Here is a 16,463-nt window from a genome sequence, read left to right as displayed (position 1 = left end):
CTTCCTCGTCTGGATTTCCTGCGAGCTGATGGGCCCCGCCGGGGCGGGCAGGGGCCTGGGCAAATGTCCCCCGGCGCCGGCCGTTGGCCGTCACCTCCTCCTTTACTTTGCCCAGGCCCCTGCCCGCCCCGACGAGGCTCGGCTTACGGCAGCTAAAGCTCAGTGCTCATGGCAACTTTTCAATGAGGCACCGACGAACTCCGAACGCAGGGCGGAGGCCCTTGCGTACGAAGTAAAGGGGGAGGTGACGGCCAACGGCCGGCGCCGGAGGACATTCGTACGCAAGGGTCTCCGCCCTGCGCCACGCAGAACGAATCCGCCACACGCCACGCAGAACACACCGCAAAGGAACCTCAGCGCCCGCGACCACCGTGCCAGTGCTGGTGCCACGCCTGGAACATCAGCACGTTCCACAGGTGCGTGTGCCACTTGCGCTCGCCGCGCAGGAACGCTTCCCAGATGCCGCGCACGCGTGCCGCATCGAAGCAGCCCTGGTTGCGAAGCAGCTGCGGGTCCAGCAGCGCCTCCGCCCAATCGCGCAACGGACCGGCCAGCCAGCGCGCCATGGGCGGGCCAAAGCCACGCTTGGGACGGTACACCAGCGGCTCGGGCAGGTAACGTGCCAACAGATTCTTCAGAATGAGTTTGTGTTCGCCATCGTGGTACTTCAGGTGCTGCGGCAGGCGCCAGGCCAGGCGCACCACCTCCATGTCCAGCAATGGCGCACGGGTTTCAACGCCCGCCGCCATGCCCGCGCGATCAACCTTGGCAAGGATGCCCTCGGCCAGGTCCATGCGGAAATCCAGCAGCTGGATGCGCGCCTCGGCCGGCAGCGCCGTGTCCTGCTGCTGGAAGATCGTCAGCGGCTCACGCGCACCCAGCACTACCTGCGCCGGCTGCCGCCAGCGCGTCACGCGCTGCAGGTAGTGGCCTTCCACGTCGTTGGCGGCGACTTCCGCCACCAGCGCACGCCAGCCGCCGAGGCGGCCTCGCTCCACGTTCATCCGGTTGCCGCTGCGCCGTGCCAGGTCACGCACCCAGTCCGGCAGGCCGCCGCACAGGCGTGCATTGCGCAGCGCGCGGCCGTAGCTGGGGTGACCGAAGAACAGTTCATCGCCGCCATCACCGGTCAGTGCAACCGGCTTGCGAGCGCCCAGCAGTTCGCTGGCGAGCAGGGTCGGCAGCTGCGAGGCATCGGCGAACGGCTCGCACCAGACCTGCGGCAGGCGCTGCAGCAGGTCCAGGCCCTGGCGCGCGTCCATGCGGTGCAGGTGATGCTGCACGCCCAGGTGACGCGCGACCTGCGAGGCCCAGTCGCTCTCATCATGGCCGGGATCGTCGAAACCGACCGTCCAGGCTTCGATCGGCAGAGTCGACTGCGCCTGCATCATTGCGGTTACCAATGAGGAATCGGTGCCTCCGGACAGGAACGCGCCGCAAGCCAGCGGCGAGTGCATGCGTGCGGCAATGGCCTTCTGCAGTACCGCTTCCAGCTGGTCGGTGGCCTGCTCCAGGCTGGGTGCCGGCTGCAGTGGTTCCTGCAGCGCGCTCTGCATCGCATCGCGTGCACACCAGTAGCGTGAGCCGCCCTGTGTGGCCTGGCTGGAACCGCCAGCCGCATGGTCATTCAGATCGATGCGCAGCATCGCGCCGGCCACCAGCTTGTGGATACCGCGGTAGATGGTGTGTGGTGCCGGCACATAGTCATGGCGCAGCAGCAGGCTCAGCGCATCCTGGTCGATGCCAGGGGCAAATCCGGCGAAGGCCTGAAGCGCCTTCAACTCCGAGGCAAACAGGAACTGGCCCTGGTACCAGCCGTAGTACAGCGGCCGCTCGCCGACCCGGTCGCGGGCCAGCCACAGTTCGCGCGCCTCCCGGTCCCACACACTGAAACCGAACGCGCCCTCGATGCGCGACAGCGCCCGCTCCACGCCCCATTCGACGATCGCCTGCAGCAGCAGCCGCGCATCGCTGCAACTGCGTGGCAGGTCGCGCAGCTGCGCCTGCAGGTCACTGCGGTTGTACAGGCGGCCGTCCAGGCACAGCACGTAGCGACCGCAGTCCGAGCTCAGCGGCTGTAATGGCGTATCGGTGGGCGCCCGGCAGTGGCCCAGTGCCAGGCCGGCCCCGGCGTCGGTCCAGTAGCCAATGCGGCCCCGGCCGCGCTGCTGCAGGGCGCGCAGCATCGGTGCCAGGCGCTGCAGCAGGTGTTCGTCCTCGGCAGGTGGCAGCCAGGCCCCGACCACGCCACTCATCGGGCACCTCTGCAGCGGCAGCGACGGGACGGGTTCAGCAGGTAGAGGGCGGGCGACATGGGAACGGCACGCGGAGCGGAGGAGACTCCATGCTCTGCGCCCTGACGGCCCCGCGTCAGTCGCGTTGCTGTCAGCGATGGTCACCAGACGTATCACGAAGGTAACGCTTTGTAACAGCCTCAGGCTATGCTCAACGCCAAGCTGTTGCCAGGCCTGGAGTGCGGCCCCAGCGCCAGCAACCCCGGCTGAATGGCGCCCACCCGCTGGACCCGGGCGGCCCGCAGGCTGGGATAGCATCGCCGCGCTCGTGCCGTGGCGGTACGTTTGCGTCCACGGAGGCCTTGGAAATGCTGGATATCGTACTGGTCGAAGACGATGCCCGCCTGGGAACGATGGTCAGTGACTACCTGCAGCGGCATGGCTACCAGGTCGCCCATGAACGCAGCGGCGAGCGGGCAGTGGCCCGGATCCTGGCGGAAAAGCCGGCGCTGGTCCTGCTCGATGTCGGCCTGCCCGACCAGGATGGTTTCGAAGTGTGTCGGCAGATCCGGCCCCACTATGACGGCATCATCTGCGTGCTGACCGCCCGCACCGACAACATCGACCAGGTGCTGGGCCTGGAACTGGGGGCCGACGATTACATCGGCAAACCGATCGAACCGAGGGTGCTGCTGGCCCGGCTGCGTGCCCACCTGCGCCGCCACCGCCGGGTCGAGCCACGTGACGGCAGCCTGCGCTTCGGCGAGCTGAACATCGACCCTTCCACCCGCAACGTACACCTGCAGGGCGGCCTGCTGGAGCTCACCACGGCCGAGTTCGACCTGCTGTTCCTGCTGGCCAGCAACGCCGGCCAGATCCTGGACCGCGATGCGCTGCTGCGCGGCCTGCGCGGGATCGCCTTCGACGGCCTGGACCGCTCGATCGATGCCCGCATCTCGCGCCTGCGCCGCAAGCTGGGCGACAACCCGGAGCAGCCAGAACGGATCAAGACCGTTCGCGGCCGCGGCTACCTGTTCAGCCGCTCGGCATGGGGATGACGCGCACGCCGTCGGCGATGCGCGGCCACGCCTTCCACTTCCTGCGCTACGGCATCGGCTTCCTGCTCGCCCATCTGTTGCTGATCGTGCTGGGCCTGTGGGCCTGGGATGCCCTGCTGGAAGACCGCACCGAAGCCGGCCTGCAGGCCGAGATGCGCGGCACGCACGCGCTGCTGCAGCATCGCTTCGCCGAAACCCCGCGTGAACAGTGGCCGGCGCTGGCCCGCGAACTCGACGCTGATTTCGCCTATGCCCTACGCCTGGTTCCTTTGGCCGAGGCGGTGAAGGCGCTGCAGTCCAGCCAGCGACCGCCATTCAACAACGGCCGGGTGCAGATCGACCTGGAGCACATGCGCAGCCTGCAGCGCATCGGTGACAGCGGCTACGCGCTGATGCTGGGGCCGCTGGACGAAGCGCTGCCTGACGAAAGCTGGCAGGACAGCGAAGTCTCCGGCGTGGCGATCCTGCTGCTGATCCTGATGGTGGCGGTGGCACTGCCGATGTACGTGATGGTCTACCGGCTGTGGCGCGACGTCTCGCAGCTGGCCCAGGCGGCGCGGCGGATGCGCGACGGCCAGCTGGACACGCGTGCGCCGCGCGCCGGCACCGCACTGGTGCGGCCGCTGGCCAATGCCTTCAACCACATGGCCGAGCAGCTGCAGCAACTGCTGGAAAGCCAGCGGGTGCTCGCGCAGGCGGTGGCGCACGAAGTCCGCACGCCGTTGGCACGGATGCGTTTCGGCCTGGCCGAGCTGGAAGACAGCGCACTCGACGACGTGCAGCGCGATGCGCTGGGCGGCCTGCGCACCGATGTGGATCGGCTGCAGCACCTGACCGACGCCGGCGTCGAGTACGCCGCACTGGGTCGCTGCCATCAGCTGACCCGCCAGCGCCTGCAGCTGGCGGCGCTGGTGCGCGGCGTGGTCGCCCAGTTCGCGCCGCTGCCGGTGCCGGTTCAGCAGGCGCTGTCGCCGGTGGGCCTGGTCAACGTCAACCGGCACATGCTGGAGCTGGCACTGCGCAACCTGCTCGGCAATGCACTGCGTTACGCGCGCCGGCAGATCCGTATTGCCAGCACCGTCAATGACGGCTGGCTGTGCCTGCAGGTGGAGGACGACGGCCCCGGCATCGCACCCGAACTGCGCGGCCAGGTACTGCAACCCTACGTGCGGCTGGACCCGGGCAGCCCGGGCTTCGGCCTCGGCCTGGCGCTGGTGCAGGTGGTGGCGGACAAGCACGGCGGCCACGTTGAAGTGACCGACTCCGAACTGGGAGGTGCGTGCATCCGCCTGAAACTGCCGCTGGAAAGCGGCGGTGCGGTGACGGGCGAACCGGCCTGCTAGGCCGCCGGTTCGGCGCGTGGCAGGGCAAACACGAACAACGCGCCGCTCGCGCTGTCACGCAGTTCGATCCTGCGCCCATGCAGCTGCACGATGCGCTGCACGATCAGCAGGCCCAGCCCGCCGTTGTCGCCACGCCGAGCGCCGAGCGCGGCCGGTGCCTGGAACAGGTGGGTGCGCAGCGCTGGCGCCACCCCGGGGCCATCATCGGCCACGCTCACCTCCACGCTGTCATCGGTTGCGCGCAGGCGCACCTCGATCTGCCCACCCTCGGGTGCATGCCGCAGCGCGTTGTCGAGCAGGTTGGTCAGCACCCGCTCGACCAGGCCCAGATCGGCACGCACCAGCGGCAGGCCGGGCGGGAACTTGGCGTGCAGGTGCTGGTTGCGCGCCTGCGCCGCCAGCTCGAATTTCTGCAGCACGTCCTGCAGCAGTTCCGGCAGCGCGAACACTTCCCACTCCAGGCGCACTTCGCCATGTTCCAGCCGCGCCAGCTCGAACAGCGCGCGTGCCAGCCGGCCGACCTTGGCACTCTGTGCCAGCGCGATGCCGAGATAACGGCGCCGCTCGTCCGGCGACAGCGTGGCGTCCTTCAACGCCAGTGTTTCCAGGTAGCCATGCAGCGACGACAACGGCGTACGCAGGTCATGCGAGATGTTGGCGACCAGCTCGCGGCGCTGCAGATCCTGCTGGCGCAGCTGCTGCCACTGCTCGCCCAACCGTTGCGCCATCTGCGCATGCGCATGTTCGAGGATCACCAGTTCATCGCGCTCACCCGGGCGCAGCGGCTCCGCCGGCGGCAGTGGCGTGGGTGCATCGATGTCGAAGGCCTGGATGCGCCGGGTCAGCCGCCGCAGCGGGCGTGTCACCCAGTAGAAGGCCACCAGCCCGGCCAGCAGGCCGAGGCCACCAACGAGTGCCACCGACCACAGCGTGGTGTTCCACTGGCTGCCGGCGGCGAGGTCGTCGGCCAGCATCTGCCGGTGCTCGCCCACCAGCACCACGTACACATAGCCGGCCTGGCGGCCCTGCACGATCAACGGTGCAGCACTGAACACCTTGCGGCCATCGGCGCTGCGCGGATCATCACCGAGGATCGGCAACGGTGCTCCCGCCAGCAGGCGGCGCAGCGGCGCCACGTCCACCCGGGTGCGCACCAGGTGCCCACTGGGCGCATCGTGGCCAAGGATGCGGCCCTGGTCGTCCAGCAGGTAGACCTCGACGCTCGGGTTGACCGCCATCAGCTGGCCGAACAGCGCGCGCACGGCGGCATCGCGCATGCCGCTGGTATCCATCAGCTCGCTGCGCTGGGCAATGTGCTCGGCCAGGCCCAGCGACAGCCGCTGTACCACCTCCTGCTCGTGGCGGGTGTTGGCCCGCATCTGCAGTGCAAGCAGCGCCATGCAGCACGCCAGCATCAGCGCAGCGGTCACCACCGCCAGCTTCTGCCACAGGTTCGGCTTGATCATGCCGCCGCCCCGGCCGGATCGACCAGCTTGTAGCCGCGGCCCCACACCGTCAGCAACCGCCGTGGGTTGGCCGGGTCCGGCTCGATCTTGCTGCGCAGGCGATTGATATGGGTGTTGACCGTGTGTTCGTAGCCATCGTGCTGGTAGCCCCAGACCTGGTTGAGCAGTTCCATGCGCGCGAACACCTGGTCCGGATGACGGGCGAAGAACAGCAGCAGGTCGAACTCGCGCGGGGTCAGCTCCAGCGCGTTGCCATCCACCGAGGCGGTGCGCGCGACCGGATCCAGCTGCAGGCCGCCCAGTTCGATCGCGCCGGCATCGATGCGTGCGCTCTGCGCCATCGCCTCGGCGCGGCGCAGCAATGCGCGCACCCGCGCTACCAGTTCCGGCATCGAGAAGGGCTTTGCCAGATAATCGTCCGCGCCCAGTTCCAGGCCGACGATGCGCTGGGTTTCGCTGCCGCGCGCGCTGATGATGATGATCGGCACATAGCGCGCCATCGCGCGTGCACGCTGGCAGACCTGCAGGCCATCCACGCCGGGCAGCATCACGTCCAGCACCAATGCATCCCACGGACCTTCCTGCTCCAGCAGGCGCAGGCCGGCATCGCCGCTGGCGGCATGGGCCACGTCGTAGCCCTCATCGCCCAGGTGCATGCGCAGCAGGTCGGCGATGTGGGCATCGTCTTCAACGATCAGCACGCGTTTGGTCGACATCGGCAGCTCGGGGCCAGTGGGGAGGCTGGCAGCATTGTGGCGCGGGGCGGCCGCCGATACCTCACGAAAAATTGAATCCTGCGTGAGGATTCGTTGACCCGGGCGGGTGCAGCATGGCCCCGTCGCCCCTTCCCGGAGTCCGCCATGTCCCTGTCCCGCCGCCATCTGCTGGGCCTGGGTGGTGTTGCCACCGCTGCCGGCCTGCTCGGTCTGGGGGCCTGCAGCCGCGCCGCCCCGGCGGCCGCTGAAGCGCGCCCGCCGCGACAGTTCGAGGTCATGCACAGCGATGCGCAATGGCGCCAGCGGTTGACCCCGGCGCAGTACGCGGTGCTGCGCCAGCAGGGCACCGAACGCCCCTGGAGCAGCCCGCTCAACAAGGAACACCGGCAAGGCACCTTCGCCTGCGCCGGCTGTGCACTGCCGCTGTTCTCCTCCTCCACCAAGTTCGAGAGCGGCACCGGCTGGCCCAGCTTCTGGGCACCGCTGCACAACGCCATCGGCGAAGACCGCGACGTGACCTTCGGGATGCTGCGGGTGGAGGTGCACTGCCGCCGCTGTGGTGGCCACCTTGGCCACGTGTTCAACGACGGCCCGCGCCCGACGGGGCTGCGCTACTGCATGAACGGTGCGGCGATGGTGTTCGTTCCCGGCGCCACGGACGGTACCGCCGACGGCTGGCGGGTGCCGGTCGGTTCTTCCCCTGCTTCCGGAGCCTGACGATGCTGCTGTTGCTGCTTGCCTACCTCGGCGGCGCGCTGACCCTGCTCAGCCCGTGCATCCTGCCGGTGCTGCCGTTCGTGTTCGCGCGTGCCGACCGCCCCTTCCTGCGCAGCACGCTGCCGTTGCTGCTGGGCATGGCGCTCACCTTCACCGTGGTTGCCAGCCTGGCTGCGGTGGGCAGCCAATGGGTGGCGCAGGCCAACCAGGTCGGACGCTGGGTCGCCCTGCTGCTGATGGCGCTGTTCGCGCTGGCACTGTTGTGGCCGCGACTGGCCGACAATCTGCTGGCGCCATTCCAGCGCGTCGGCGCACGGCTGAGCGCGCGTGCCGATGCGGCGGATGCCGCGGGGCACGGCGGCGCGTGGACCTCGCTGCTGATCGGCGTCGCCACCGGCCTGCTGTGGGCGCCCTGCGCGGGGCCGATCCTCGGCCTGGTGCTGACCGGTGCCGCCCTGCATGGCGCCAGCGTCGGCACCAGTGCCCTGCTGCTGGCGTATGCGCTGGGCGCGATCACCGCGCTGGCACTGGCGGTGTGGGTGGGCGGCCGCGTGTTCCGCGCACTGCAGGCGCGGCTTGGTCTCGGCGACGCACTGCGCAAGGTGCTGGGCGTGGCTGCGCTGCTGGCGGTGGTGGCGATTGGTCTGGGCTGGGATACCGGCCTGCTCACCCGTCTTTCGACGGTCAGCACCGCACGCATCGAGCAGGGCCTGCTGGATGCGGTACCCGGCGCGCAGCCGGCGGCACCGCCGATGATGATGATGGCCGGTGCCAACGCCGCAGCCGATGCACCGCTGCCGGTGGAAGGCACCCTGCCCGCGCTGGACGGCGCCACCGGCTGGCTCAACAGCCCACCGCTGACGGCCCAGCAGCTGCGCGGCAAGGTGGTACTGGTCGATTTCTGGACGTACTCCTGCATCAACTGCCTGCGCGCGATGCCGTTCGTGCACGAATGGGAACGCCGCTACCGTGACCACGGCCTGGTGGTGATCGGCATACACACGCCGGAGTTCGCCTTCGAGCGTAACCCACGCAACGTGATGAAGGCGGTGCAGCAGCTGAAGGTCGAGTACCCGGTGGCGCTCGACAACCAGTACACGATCTGGCGCGCGTTCAACAACCGCTACTGGCCGGCGCAGTACTTCGTCGATGCGCAGGGCAACATCCGCGGCCACCAGTTCGGCGAAGGCAACTACGCGCGCTCGGAACAGGTGATCCGTCGCCTGCTGGCCGAAGCCGGGCAGACGAACCTGCCGCCACCGGCCGATCCCGCTGCCGCCGACCTGAAGGGCGTGGCCGTGCAGGCCGACATGGGCAACCTGCGCTCGCCGGAAACCTACCTCGGCCACGCCCGTGCCGAGCAGTTCGCCTCACCCGGCGGACAGCGCAGCGACAGCGCGTTCGACTACACGCTGCCGACCACCCTGGCGTTGAACCAGTGGGGACTGTCCGGCCACTGGACCATTACCGACGAGGCCGCAGAGCTGCAGCGGGCCGGTGGCCGCATTGCCTTCCAGTTCCATGCGCGCGACCTGCACCTGGTGCTGGCACCGACCCGCGACGGCACGCCGGTGCGCTTTCGCGTCTGGCTGGACGGCAAGCCGCTGCCCGCCGCCGATGCCGGCAGCGATGTCGATGCCGATGGCAGTGGCGTGGTCGACGAGCACCGCCTGTACCAGCTGGTGCGCCAGCGCGGCACGGTCGGTCCGCACCGCTTCGAGATCGAATTCCTCGATGCGGGCGTGCAGGCCTATGCCTTCACTTTTGGTTGAAACGGGAGGACATGATGAAACTCTCCTTTGAACAGGGCATCGCCGCCGGTGTCGCCGGACTGGTGGCCACCGCATTGATCGCCGGTGTGCTGCTGGTCGACCACGGCGCGGCTGCGGCGCCGGTCGAAGCCAGCGCGCAGACCCAGGCAGTACCGGCACCCACGGGCGATGCGGCGTTCCGCGATGACGCGACCCACGCCAGCGTGGTGTTCGCCGGCGGTTGCTTCTGGGGCGTGCAGGGCGTGTTCCAGCACGTCAAGGGCGTGAGCAATGCGGTGTCCGGCTACATCGGCGGCAGCGCCGCCGACGCGCGTTACGAGCGGGTCAGCAGCGGCCAGACCGGCCACGCCGAAGCAGTGAGGATCAACTACGACCCGCGCCAGGTCAGCTACGGGCAGTTGATGCAGGTGTTCTTCTCGGTGGCACACGACCCGACCCAGCTCAACCGCCAGGGGCCGGACCACGGCAGCCAGTATCGATCGGCAATCTTCACCGATGACGCCCGCCAGCAGGCAGCCAGCCGCGCCTACATCGCCCAGCTCGGCCAGGCCGGCAGCTACCGCGCACCGATCGTCACCCAGCTGGTCAGCGGCCAGCGCTTCTACCCGGCCGAAAGCTACCACCAGAACTACATGACCAACTACCCGCAGGCGGCCTACATCCGCTACTACGACGCACCGAAGCTTGCGGCGCTGGGCAAGCAGTTCCCGGCGCTGTACCGGCGCGAGGCGGCGCTGGTGCCGATGCGGTAGCCGGCATTCCCCCTTGGGCTGACCGACGCTCGGCGGTGCTCTCTGTAGAGCCGAGCCCACGCTCGGCTGCTGTTGGCGGAAGTGCAGCCGAGCATGGGCTCGGCTCTACACACAAAAAAAGACGCACGGCCATCCAGCCGTGCGTTTGGGAAGTATCGGCCGTGCCCCGATCAGGCCCGGCCGACAACGACATGCTAGGCTCGCCCTCATCATGGGTACAGCACCAGATGGCGGGAAGTTCGATGGATACAGATGACCAGAGCGCGATGATCCCACCCCGCTACCAACGGCTGTCCGACGAACTGGCCGAGGCCATCCACGGCGGCCGGCTTCCAGTAGGCAGCCGCCTGCCCTCGCTGCGACAGATGGCCCTGCAGCGCAGGCTCAGCCTGAACACGGTGATTGCCGCCTATCGCCAGCTGGAGGACGCCGGACTGGTGATTCCGCGGCCGAAGGCGGGCTTCGAAGTCGCGCCGCGGCTGTCGGTGCCGGAGCGTTCGCTGCGCGACACCCCATCCGCGCCCACCGCGCCGCTGCAGCAGGTCCTGATGGCCCGGGTACTGGAAGCACAGCGCCGCCCGGGTGTGGTCGATCTGGCCTTCGCCGGCCCACGTGGTCGCCAGTTCTATCCCGGCGCGCAGCTGGCCCGGCATACCGCGCAGGTGCTGCGCCACGGCCAGCAGACGGTGGAGACCTATGCGAGACCCAACGGCTCCCCCCGGCTGCTGGCACAGATCGTGCGCCGCAGTCCGCGCATGGGACTGCACACCCACGCCGAGCGACTCCTGCTGACCCATGGTGCGATGGAAGCCCTGCAGCTGGCGTTGCGCGCGGTCACCCAGCCCGGTGACGCGGTGGGCATCGAGGCGCCGTCCTACTTCAACCTGTATCCGTTGCTGGCCAACCTCGGCCTGCAGGCCATCGAGTTGCCCACCCACCCGCAGCACGGACTGGACGTGGATGCACTGGATGCGCTGCTGGAGCACAGGCCGCTGGCCGCACTGGTGGTGATGCCGACCGTGCACAACCCGCTCGGCTGCACCATGCCGACCGCCGCCAAACAACGCCTGGCCGAGCTGGTCAACGCACGGCAGCTGCCGCTGATCGAGGATGCGGTGTACGCCGAGCTGCAGTTCTGCGAACCACCGGCACCCTTGCTGAAAGCCTTCGATCGCGATGGCTGGGTGATGGTGGTGGGTGGCTTCTCAAAGACACTGGCGCCGGATTACCGCATCGGCTGGCTGGATGGCGGCCGCTTCGCAGAGCGCATCGCACTGCTGAAGTTCCAGTCCACCGGCGGCGAGCCGCAGCTGCTCGGCGATGCGGTGGCCGCGTATCTGGAAGCAGGCAGCTACGAGCACCATCTGCACCGCATGCGCCGCCTGTACCGCGAACAGGTCGGGCGGCTGCGCCAGCTGGTGGCCGAACACTTCCCGGCCGGCACCCGCGCCACCGAACCGCAGGGCGGCTTCCTGCTGTGGCTGGAACTGCCGGGCGTGGACACGCGCGAGCTGTTCGAGCGAGCGCTGCTGGAGGACATCGTGTTCATGCCGGGCCAGGTGTACTCGCGCGGCGCACGCTACCGCCACTGCCTGCGGCTGTCGTGCTGCCAGAGCCTGGATGCGCGCTTCATCGGTGCGGTGGAGCGGCTGGGTGCGATTGCGCGGGAGCTGGCGGCTGCAGCACGGTAGTGCCGGCCGCTGGCCGGCAACTGCATGGACGTGATTCATCGAGGTTGCCGGCCAGCGGCCGGCACTACCCCAGGTCGTCGAACAGATGCGCGCTCAACGCTTCACCATCCGCCCCCGGCAGATGCGGCAGCCGTCCCCAGCACGGCATCGGCAGGCGCTGCTGCAGCGTGGCGATGTTCTCGTCCTGGCGCTGCATCGCAGGATCAATGTGGTTGCCGATCCAGCCCAGGCGGTCCACGCCGCTGGCCTGCAGTGATTGCGCAGTCAACCGCGCATGGTTGACGCAGCCAAGCCGCATGCCCACCACCAGCAGCACCGGCAGCTGCAGCGCACGCACCAGGTCGAGCTGGTCCAGCGTGGCCGAAACCGGCGCCAGCCAACCGCCAACCCCCTCCACCACCACGATATCGGCCTGCGCGCGCAGTCGCGCGAACGCGGCCACGATCGGCGCCAGTTCCACCTGCACGCCGTCCTCGGCCGCCGCCAGCTCCGGTGCCAGCGGCTGCCGCAGCGCATACGGGTTCAGGTCGGCATAGTCCGGCACCGGCCAGCTGGCCGCCTGCAGTGCCAGCGCGTCCTCGTTGCGCAGGCCCTGCCCCAGGTCCTCGCTGCCGCTGGCCACCGGCTTCATGCCCACCGCGCGCAGGCCACGCTGGCGCAGTGCATGCAGCAGCGCGGTGCTGGCCGCGGTCTTGCCGATTTCGGTGTCGGTGCCGGTAACGAACAGGGCGGGCGGCAGCGTAGCGGGCAACGGCATCGATGGGCTCCAACAGGGCAACAGTGCGTGCATTATCGCCGGCCCGGTGCACTTGCTAGACTGCAGGCATGTTCGCCAATGCCTCGCTCACCGGCAGCAAGCCGGAACAATACGCCCAGCTGCTGGAACAGGCCCGTGGCCTGGTCTACGCCGAGTCCGACCGCATCGCCAACGCGGCCAACCTCTCCGCACTGGTCTACCACGCCCTGCCCGACCTGAACTGGGTGGGTTTCTACCTGTACGATGGCAAGGAACTGGTGGTCGGCCCGTTCCAGGGCCTGCCGGCCTGCGTGCGCATCCCGCTGGACAAGGGCGTGTGCGGTGCCGCCGCCAGCCAGCGGGTCACCCAGCGCGTGGAGGATGTCGACGCCTTCCCCGGCCACATCGCCTGTGATTCGGCCTCGCGTTCGGAGCTGGTGGTGCCGCTGCTGCGCGGCGATGAACTGATCGGCGTGTTCGACATCGACAGCCCGAAGGTGGGCCGCTTCGATGCCGACGACCAGGCCGGCCTGGAAGCCATCGCCCGCGTGTTCGTCGAGGCGCTGGGATGAACGCACCCAAGCTGCGCAACATCGGCCCCAAGAGCGCGGCCTGGCTGCGCCAGGTCGGCCTGCGCAGCCGCGACGACCTGGTCGCGATCGGAGCGGTCGGTGCCTTCGTCAAGGTCAAGCGTGCCGGCTTCAAGCCCAGCCTGAACCTGCTGTATTCCCTGGAAGGCGCGTTGCTGGACTGCCACTGGCAGGAACTGAGCGAGCCGCAGCGCGATGCGCTGGTGCAGGACTATGAAGCGCGCATCGCCGCGCATCCGCTGAAGGCAGCCGGCCCGGCGTCGGGCCCGGTGCATGAGCAGCGCTTCGATGCCGACGATGACGCGGAAGACAGCGTTGCCGAGGATGCGGACGAGGATTGAGCCGCGCCCTCCTGTAGAGCCGAGCCCACGCTCGGCTGGCCTTTCTGATCGAAGTGCAGCCGAGCATGGCTCGGCTCTACAAGAGCAGCTCAGGGCTGCTGCAGCTCCAGCAATTCGCCCACCAGCCCGGCCTCACCGCGCTCCAGCCACACACGCAGGCGCGTGCCATGGTCGATGCGCAGCGCCCAGCACAGCGACATCGGCAGGCCGCAGACCTTCGACAGCACCATGCGCAGCGGGCCGCCATGGCTGACCACCAGCGTCGGCACCGGATCGTCATCATCGAGCAGGCGATCCAGCGCGCGCGCGATGCGCCGCTCGAAGTGGCCCCAGCTTTCGCCGTTCGGCGGCGGGAACGCATGCGGGTCAGCATGGAAGGCAGCCAGTGCATCCTCCGGCAGGTCGAACAGCGACTGCCCGTCCCAATCGCCGAAATCCAGTTCCTCCCATTCCTCGTCCGCTTCCACGTCCAGCCCGCGCGGCGTGCCCAGCGCCATTGCCGTGTGCAGCGCGCGCAGCCGCGGCGAACTGATCACCCGCTCCCAGGGCTGCGCGGCGTAGGCGTCGACCAGTTCCTGCGGCAGGCGGGCCAGCTGCGGTGGGTCGCTGCGGCCATCGAGGAACTCATCGCGACCGTTGCCGGCATGGCGGACCAGGTCGAGGATCATGCGTGCGTTCCGTACAGGCAACGCGGGGACAGCGGAAAACGGGCGGACATCGGCAACGGCACCACGGGATCGAGGGACCATTCTAAGGGCACAGCAAAGGCAGTCGAGCAGGCGCGACGCAACGGGACTGCCTGCGATACCGTAGACTGCGCGCACTTCCAGGTGACCTGCGGCCACGGCCGGCAGGTTGAAACGGGAAGCCGGTGACGCGTGATTCCACGCCAGGCCGGCGCTGCCCCCGCAACGGTAAGCACGTCAGTTCCGGGCAACACTGCCACTGTGCCTCAGGCATGGGAAGGCGCCTGGACGGCGGCCTCGCGCCGCCCGGCGGCAAGCCCGGAGACCGGCCCGGAAGCCTCAGGTCGCGATGCGGTGGGCATGGCGCTGGATGACCGTGGCGTGCGCTGCGGCATCGGCGCGTGCCTGCCTTCGCGGCTCCTCCCCTTCGCCACGCGGGCGTGCGTGGCACCTGGAGTCCCCCATGAAGCTGCAGTCCCGAATGTTGTCCCTGGCCGTGCTGGCCGCCCTGCCCGCGCTGGCCCAGGCCGCCAATGACACCACCGCGCTCGACCAGATCCTGGTCACTGCGACCCGCACCCCGATCGCCCTGCAGGACAGCATCGCGCCGGCCCAGGTGATCGACCGCGCGCAGATCGAATCCAGCCAGGCCACCTCGCTGCAGGAACTGCTGCGCGGCCGCGCCGGCATCAACCTGACCAATGCCGGCGGCTTGGGCAAGCAGAGCTCGCTGTTCCTGCGCGGCACCAACTCCGGCCACACCGTGGTGCTGGTCGATGGCGTGCGCATCAACAGCGCCGACCTCGGCCTGGCGATGTACCAGGACCTGCCGCTGGCACAGATCGAGCGCGTGGAGATCGTGCGTGGCCCGCAGTCCAGCCTGTACGGCGCGGACGCCATCGGTGGCGTGATCCAGATCTTCACCCGCCGCAGCCAGGGTGACTTCGCCCCGCATTTCCAGCTCGGTGGCGGCAGCAATGGACTGCGCGAGGCCAGTGGCGGCATCGGCGGCGGCACCGAACGCGGCTGGTTCGGCGCTGACATCGCCTACCAGCATTCCGATGGCATCGATGCCTGCCGCGGCTCCTCCTCGGTGTTCACCGCGGGCTGCTTTGCCGACGAGCATGACCGCGACGGCTACCGCAACCTGTCCAAGAGCCTGCGCGGTGGCTACACCTTCAACGACCAATGGAACGTGGAAGGCAGTGCATTGCGTGCCGACGGAAAGAACCATTACGACGGCTACTACAACTATTCGGAAACCCGCCAGCAGGTGCTGTCCGGCAAGCTGCGCTACACCCCGTCCGAACGCCTGGCGTTCACCGCCAATGTCGGCCGCAGTGACAACGAGTCGGACAACTTCGGCGACTTCGATGCCCGTGGCAGCGCCCAGACCCATCGTGACAGCGCCTCGCTGCAGGGCGACTTCGGCATGGCCGAAGGCCAGCTGCTGAGCACCGGCGTGGACTGGAGCGAAGACAACCTGGATGGCAGCAGCGCCGGGTACCTCGTCGACAGCCGTCGCAACACCGGCGTGTTCGTGCAGTACCAGGGCCGCTTCGGCCGCCACCAGCTGCAGGTCAGCGCACGCAACGACGACAACCAGCAGTTCGGCAACCACGCCACCGGCAGCGCCGGCTGGGCGATGGAACTGGGCCACGGCCTGCGCCTCAACGCCAGCTATGGCACCGCGTTCAAGGCGCCGACCTTCAGCGATCTGTACGACCCGTGGAGCGGCGTGCCGACGTTGAACCCGGAGAAGTCCAAGAGCGCCAACCTGGGCGTTTCGCAGCAGGGACAGGGCTGGCACTGGGGCCTGGACGTATATGAAACCCGCATCGATGATCTGATTACCTACGATGCGGCGACCTTCAGGATGCAGCAAGTGGAGAAGGCCCGCATCCGCGGCGCCGAACTGACCGGTGGCGTGTTGCTGGCCGGCTTCGACATCAACGCACAGCTCAGCTACACCGACCCGCGCAACCGTACCCATGGCAGCACCCAGTTCGACAACTGGCTGCCGCGCCGCGCGCAGCAGACCGCACGCCTGGGCATCGACCGCCGCTTCGGCGACTTCCGCGCCGGCCTGACGGTTCAGGGTTCAGGCAAGCGTTATGACAATGCGGCCAACACGATAAAGGTCGGCGGTTACGGTACGCTGGACCTGCGCGCCGAGTACGCGCTGACGCCGTCGTGGACGCTGCTGGCGCGTGCCGCCAATGTGTTCGATCGCCGCTACGAGACCGTGGCGTGGTTCAACCAGCCCGGCCGCGAGTACCAGCTGAGCGTGCGTTACCAGCCGAAATGAAGGCACGCGCCGGGCATCGCCCGGCGCCTCCTGATGCCATCGACGCATGGCGT

General features: G+C 68.8%; 14 protein-coding genes and 1 riboswitch. Of the genes, 9 read left to right on the top strand and 5 right to left on the bottom strand.

All coding sequences use genetic code 11. The features are described from left to right. Positions 1–353: 353 nt before the first annotated feature. A complete protein-coding gene (gene asnB / locus ROV95_RS05595; protein ID WP_308305313.1) occupies positions 354–2,255 on the bottom strand; it encodes an asparagine synthase (glutamine-hydrolyzing) in 1,902 nt (633 codons plus the stop codon). 347 nt (positions 2,256–2,602) lie between these two features. Here asnB and ROV95_RS05590 point away from each other — a divergent pair, with 347 nt between their 5' ends. Continuing rightward, positions 2,603–3,292 (top strand): winged helix-turn-helix domain-containing protein, encoded by a 690-nt coding sequence (locus ROV95_RS05590; RefSeq protein WP_010484092.1) that lies wholly within the window; start codon positions 2,603–2,605, stop codon positions 3,290–3,292. Beyond that, positions 3,289–4,635 carry an ATP-binding protein gene (locus tag ROV95_RS05585; protein WP_111102060.1) on the top strand — a complete coding sequence of 449 codons (1,347 nt, stop codon included), beginning with the start codon at positions 3,289–3,291 and terminating at the stop codon, positions 4,633–4,635. The genes ROV95_RS05590 and ROV95_RS05585 overlap by 4 nt, the downstream gene beginning before the upstream one ends. Here the strand turns inward: ROV95_RS05585 and ROV95_RS05580 are convergent. Together ROV95_RS05580 and ROV95_RS05575 are read right to left on the bottom strand one after the other, a co-directional pair. After that, entirely contained in the window at positions 4,632–6,101 is a 1,470-nt protein-coding gene (locus ROV95_RS05580) for a HAMP domain-containing sensor histidine kinase (protein ID WP_312543427.1), read from the bottom strand. The two genes, ROV95_RS05585 and ROV95_RS05580, sit on opposite strands and share 4 nt — an antisense overlap. Next, positions 6,098–6,817 carry a response regulator transcription factor gene (locus tag ROV95_RS05575; protein ID WP_005407947.1) on the bottom strand — a complete coding sequence of 240 codons (720 nt, stop codon included), beginning with the start codon at positions 6,815–6,817 and terminating at the stop codon, positions 6,098–6,100. The genes ROV95_RS05580 and ROV95_RS05575 overlap by 4 nt, the downstream gene beginning before the upstream one ends. 144 nt (positions 6,818–6,961) lie before the next feature. Here ROV95_RS05575 and msrB point away from each other — a divergent pair, with 144 nt between their 5' ends. The 4 genes from msrB to ROV95_RS05555 all read left to right on the top strand — a co-directional run bounded on the left by msrB (position 6,962) and on the right by ROV95_RS05555 (position 11,749). After that, complete coding sequence (gene msrB, locus ROV95_RS05570; protein ID WP_111097713.1) at positions 6,962–7,534, top strand: peptide-methionine (R)-S-oxide reductase MsrB; 573 nt, start codon at positions 6,962–6,964, stop codon at positions 7,532–7,534. A gap of 2 nt (positions 7,535–7,536) precedes the next feature. Then, a complete protein-coding gene (locus ROV95_RS05565; RefSeq protein WP_312543425.1) occupies positions 7,537–9,306 on the top strand; it encodes a cytochrome c biogenesis protein CcdA in 1,770 nt (589 codons plus the stop codon). 14 nt (positions 9,307–9,320) lie between these two features. Continuing rightward, positions 9,321–10,058, top strand: coding sequence for a peptide-methionine (S)-S-oxide reductase MsrA (gene msrA, locus ROV95_RS05560; RefSeq protein ID WP_312543423.1), 738 nt, complete (start codon positions 9,321–9,323; stop codon positions 10,056–10,058). A 242-nt stretch (positions 10,059–10,300) separates the two neighbouring features. Continuing rightward, the gene (locus tag ROV95_RS05555) at positions 10,301–11,749 is read left to right on the top strand and encodes a PLP-dependent aminotransferase family protein (protein ID WP_171953376.1); all 1,449 of its coding nucleotides are present in this window, start codon (positions 10,301–10,303) and stop codon (positions 11,747–11,749) included. Positions 11,750–11,813: 64 nt separating this feature from the next. Here the strand turns inward: ROV95_RS05555 and bioD are convergent, their stop codons facing one another. After that, on the bottom strand, positions 11,814–12,506 hold the full coding sequence (bioD, locus tag ROV95_RS05550; protein ID WP_312543422.1) for a dethiobiotin synthase: 693 nt from the start codon (positions 12,504–12,506) through the stop codon (positions 11,814–11,816). Positions 12,507–12,574: 68 nt separating this feature from the next. On the opposite strand from bioD, the gene ROV95_RS05545 reads away from it, so the two are divergent. Both ROV95_RS05545 and ROV95_RS05540 read left to right on the top strand, forming a co-directional pair. Continuing rightward, a complete protein-coding gene (locus ROV95_RS05545; RefSeq protein ID WP_005407940.1) occupies positions 12,575–13,057 on the top strand; it encodes a GAF domain-containing protein in 483 nt (160 codons plus the stop codon). Next, positions 13,054–13,416, top strand: a complete 363-nt coding sequence (locus ROV95_RS05540; RefSeq protein WP_021203374.1) for a TfoX/Sxy family protein — start codon at positions 13,054–13,056, stop codon at positions 13,414–13,416. The genes ROV95_RS05545 and ROV95_RS05540 overlap by 4 nt, the downstream gene beginning before the upstream one ends. Positions 13,417–13,505: 89 nt before the next feature. Here the strand turns inward: ROV95_RS05540 and ROV95_RS05535 are convergent, their stop codons facing one another. Continuing rightward, complete coding sequence (locus ROV95_RS05535) at positions 13,506–14,084, bottom strand: histidine phosphatase family protein (protein WP_312543421.1); 579 nt, start codon at positions 14,082–14,084, stop codon at positions 13,506–13,508. A gap of 143 nt (positions 14,085–14,227) precedes the next feature. Further along, positions 14,228–14,451: riboswitch (cobalamin riboswitch) on the top strand. Between the two features lie 114 nt (positions 14,452–14,565). Here ROV95_RS05535 and btuB point away from each other — a divergent pair. Next, entirely contained in the window at positions 14,566–16,410 is a 1,845-nt protein-coding gene (gene btuB, locus ROV95_RS05530) for a TonB-dependent vitamin B12 receptor (RefSeq protein WP_312543419.1), read from the top strand. Positions 16,411–16,463 lie beyond the last annotated feature (53 nt).

Source organism: Stenotrophomonas maltophilia group sp. msm1 (assembly GCF_032025805.1).
Taxonomy (GTDB): Bacteria; Pseudomonadota; Gammaproteobacteria; order Xanthomonadales; family Xanthomonadaceae; genus Stenotrophomonas; species Stenotrophomonas hibiscicola.
Note: the sequence above shows the minus strand (reverse complement) of the source record. Positions and strands in the feature narration are given on the sequence as shown.

What these genes read in the sequence shown, in the direction of transcription:
- ROV95_RS05575 (WP_005407947.1), bottom strand. Translation starts at nt 6,817, where the DNA reads ATGTCGACCAAACGCGTGCTGATCGTTGAAGACGATGCCCACATCGCC.
- msrA (WP_312543423.1), top strand. Translation starts at nt 9,321, where the DNA reads ATGAAACTCTCCTTTGAACAGGGCATCGCCGCCGGTGTCGCCGGACTG.
- ROV95_RS05565 (WP_312543425.1), top strand. Translation starts at nt 7,537, where the DNA reads ATGCTGCTGTTGCTGCTTGCCTACCTCGGCGGCGCGCTGACCCTGCTC.
- ROV95_RS05545 (WP_005407940.1), top strand. Translation starts at nt 12,575, where the DNA reads ATGTTCGCCAATGCCTCGCTCACCGGCAGCAAGCCGGAACAATACGCC.
- ROV95_RS05590 (WP_010484092.1), top strand. Translation starts at nt 2,603, where the DNA reads ATGCTGGATATCGTACTGGTCGAAGACGATGCCCGCCTGGGAACGATG.
- bioD (WP_312543422.1), bottom strand. Translation starts at nt 12,506, where the DNA reads ATGCCGTTGCCCGCTACGCTGCCGCCCGCCCTGTTCGTTACCGGCACC.
- ROV95_RS05540 (WP_021203374.1), top strand. Translation starts at nt 13,054, where the DNA reads ATGAACGCACCCAAGCTGCGCAACATCGGCCCCAAGAGCGCGGCCTGG.
- msrB (WP_111097713.1), top strand. Translation starts at nt 6,962, where the DNA reads ATGTCCCTGTCCCGCCGCCATCTGCTGGGCCTGGGTGGTGTTGCCACC.
- ROV95_RS05585 (WP_111102060.1), top strand. Translation starts at nt 3,289, where the DNA reads ATGACGCGCACGCCGTCGGCGATGCGCGGCCACGCCTTCCACTTCCTG.
- ROV95_RS05555 (WP_171953376.1), top strand. Translation starts at nt 10,301, where the DNA reads ATGGATACAGATGACCAGAGCGCGATGATCCCACCCCGCTACCAACGG.
- ROV95_RS05580 (WP_312543427.1), bottom strand. Translation starts at nt 6,101, where the DNA reads ATGATCAAGCCGAACCTGTGGCAGAAGCTGGCGGTGGTGACCGCTGCG.
- btuB (WP_312543419.1), top strand. Translation starts at nt 14,566, where the DNA reads ATGAAGCTGCAGTCCCGAATGTTGTCCCTGGCCGTGCTGGCCGCCCTG.
- ROV95_RS05535 (WP_312543421.1), bottom strand. Translation starts at nt 14,084, where the DNA reads ATGATCCTCGACCTGGTCCGCCATGCCGGCAACGGTCGCGATGAGTTC.
- asnB (WP_308305313.1), bottom strand. Translation starts at nt 2,255, where the DNA reads ATGAGTGGCGTGGTCGGGGCCTGGCTGCCACCTGCCGAGGACGAACAC.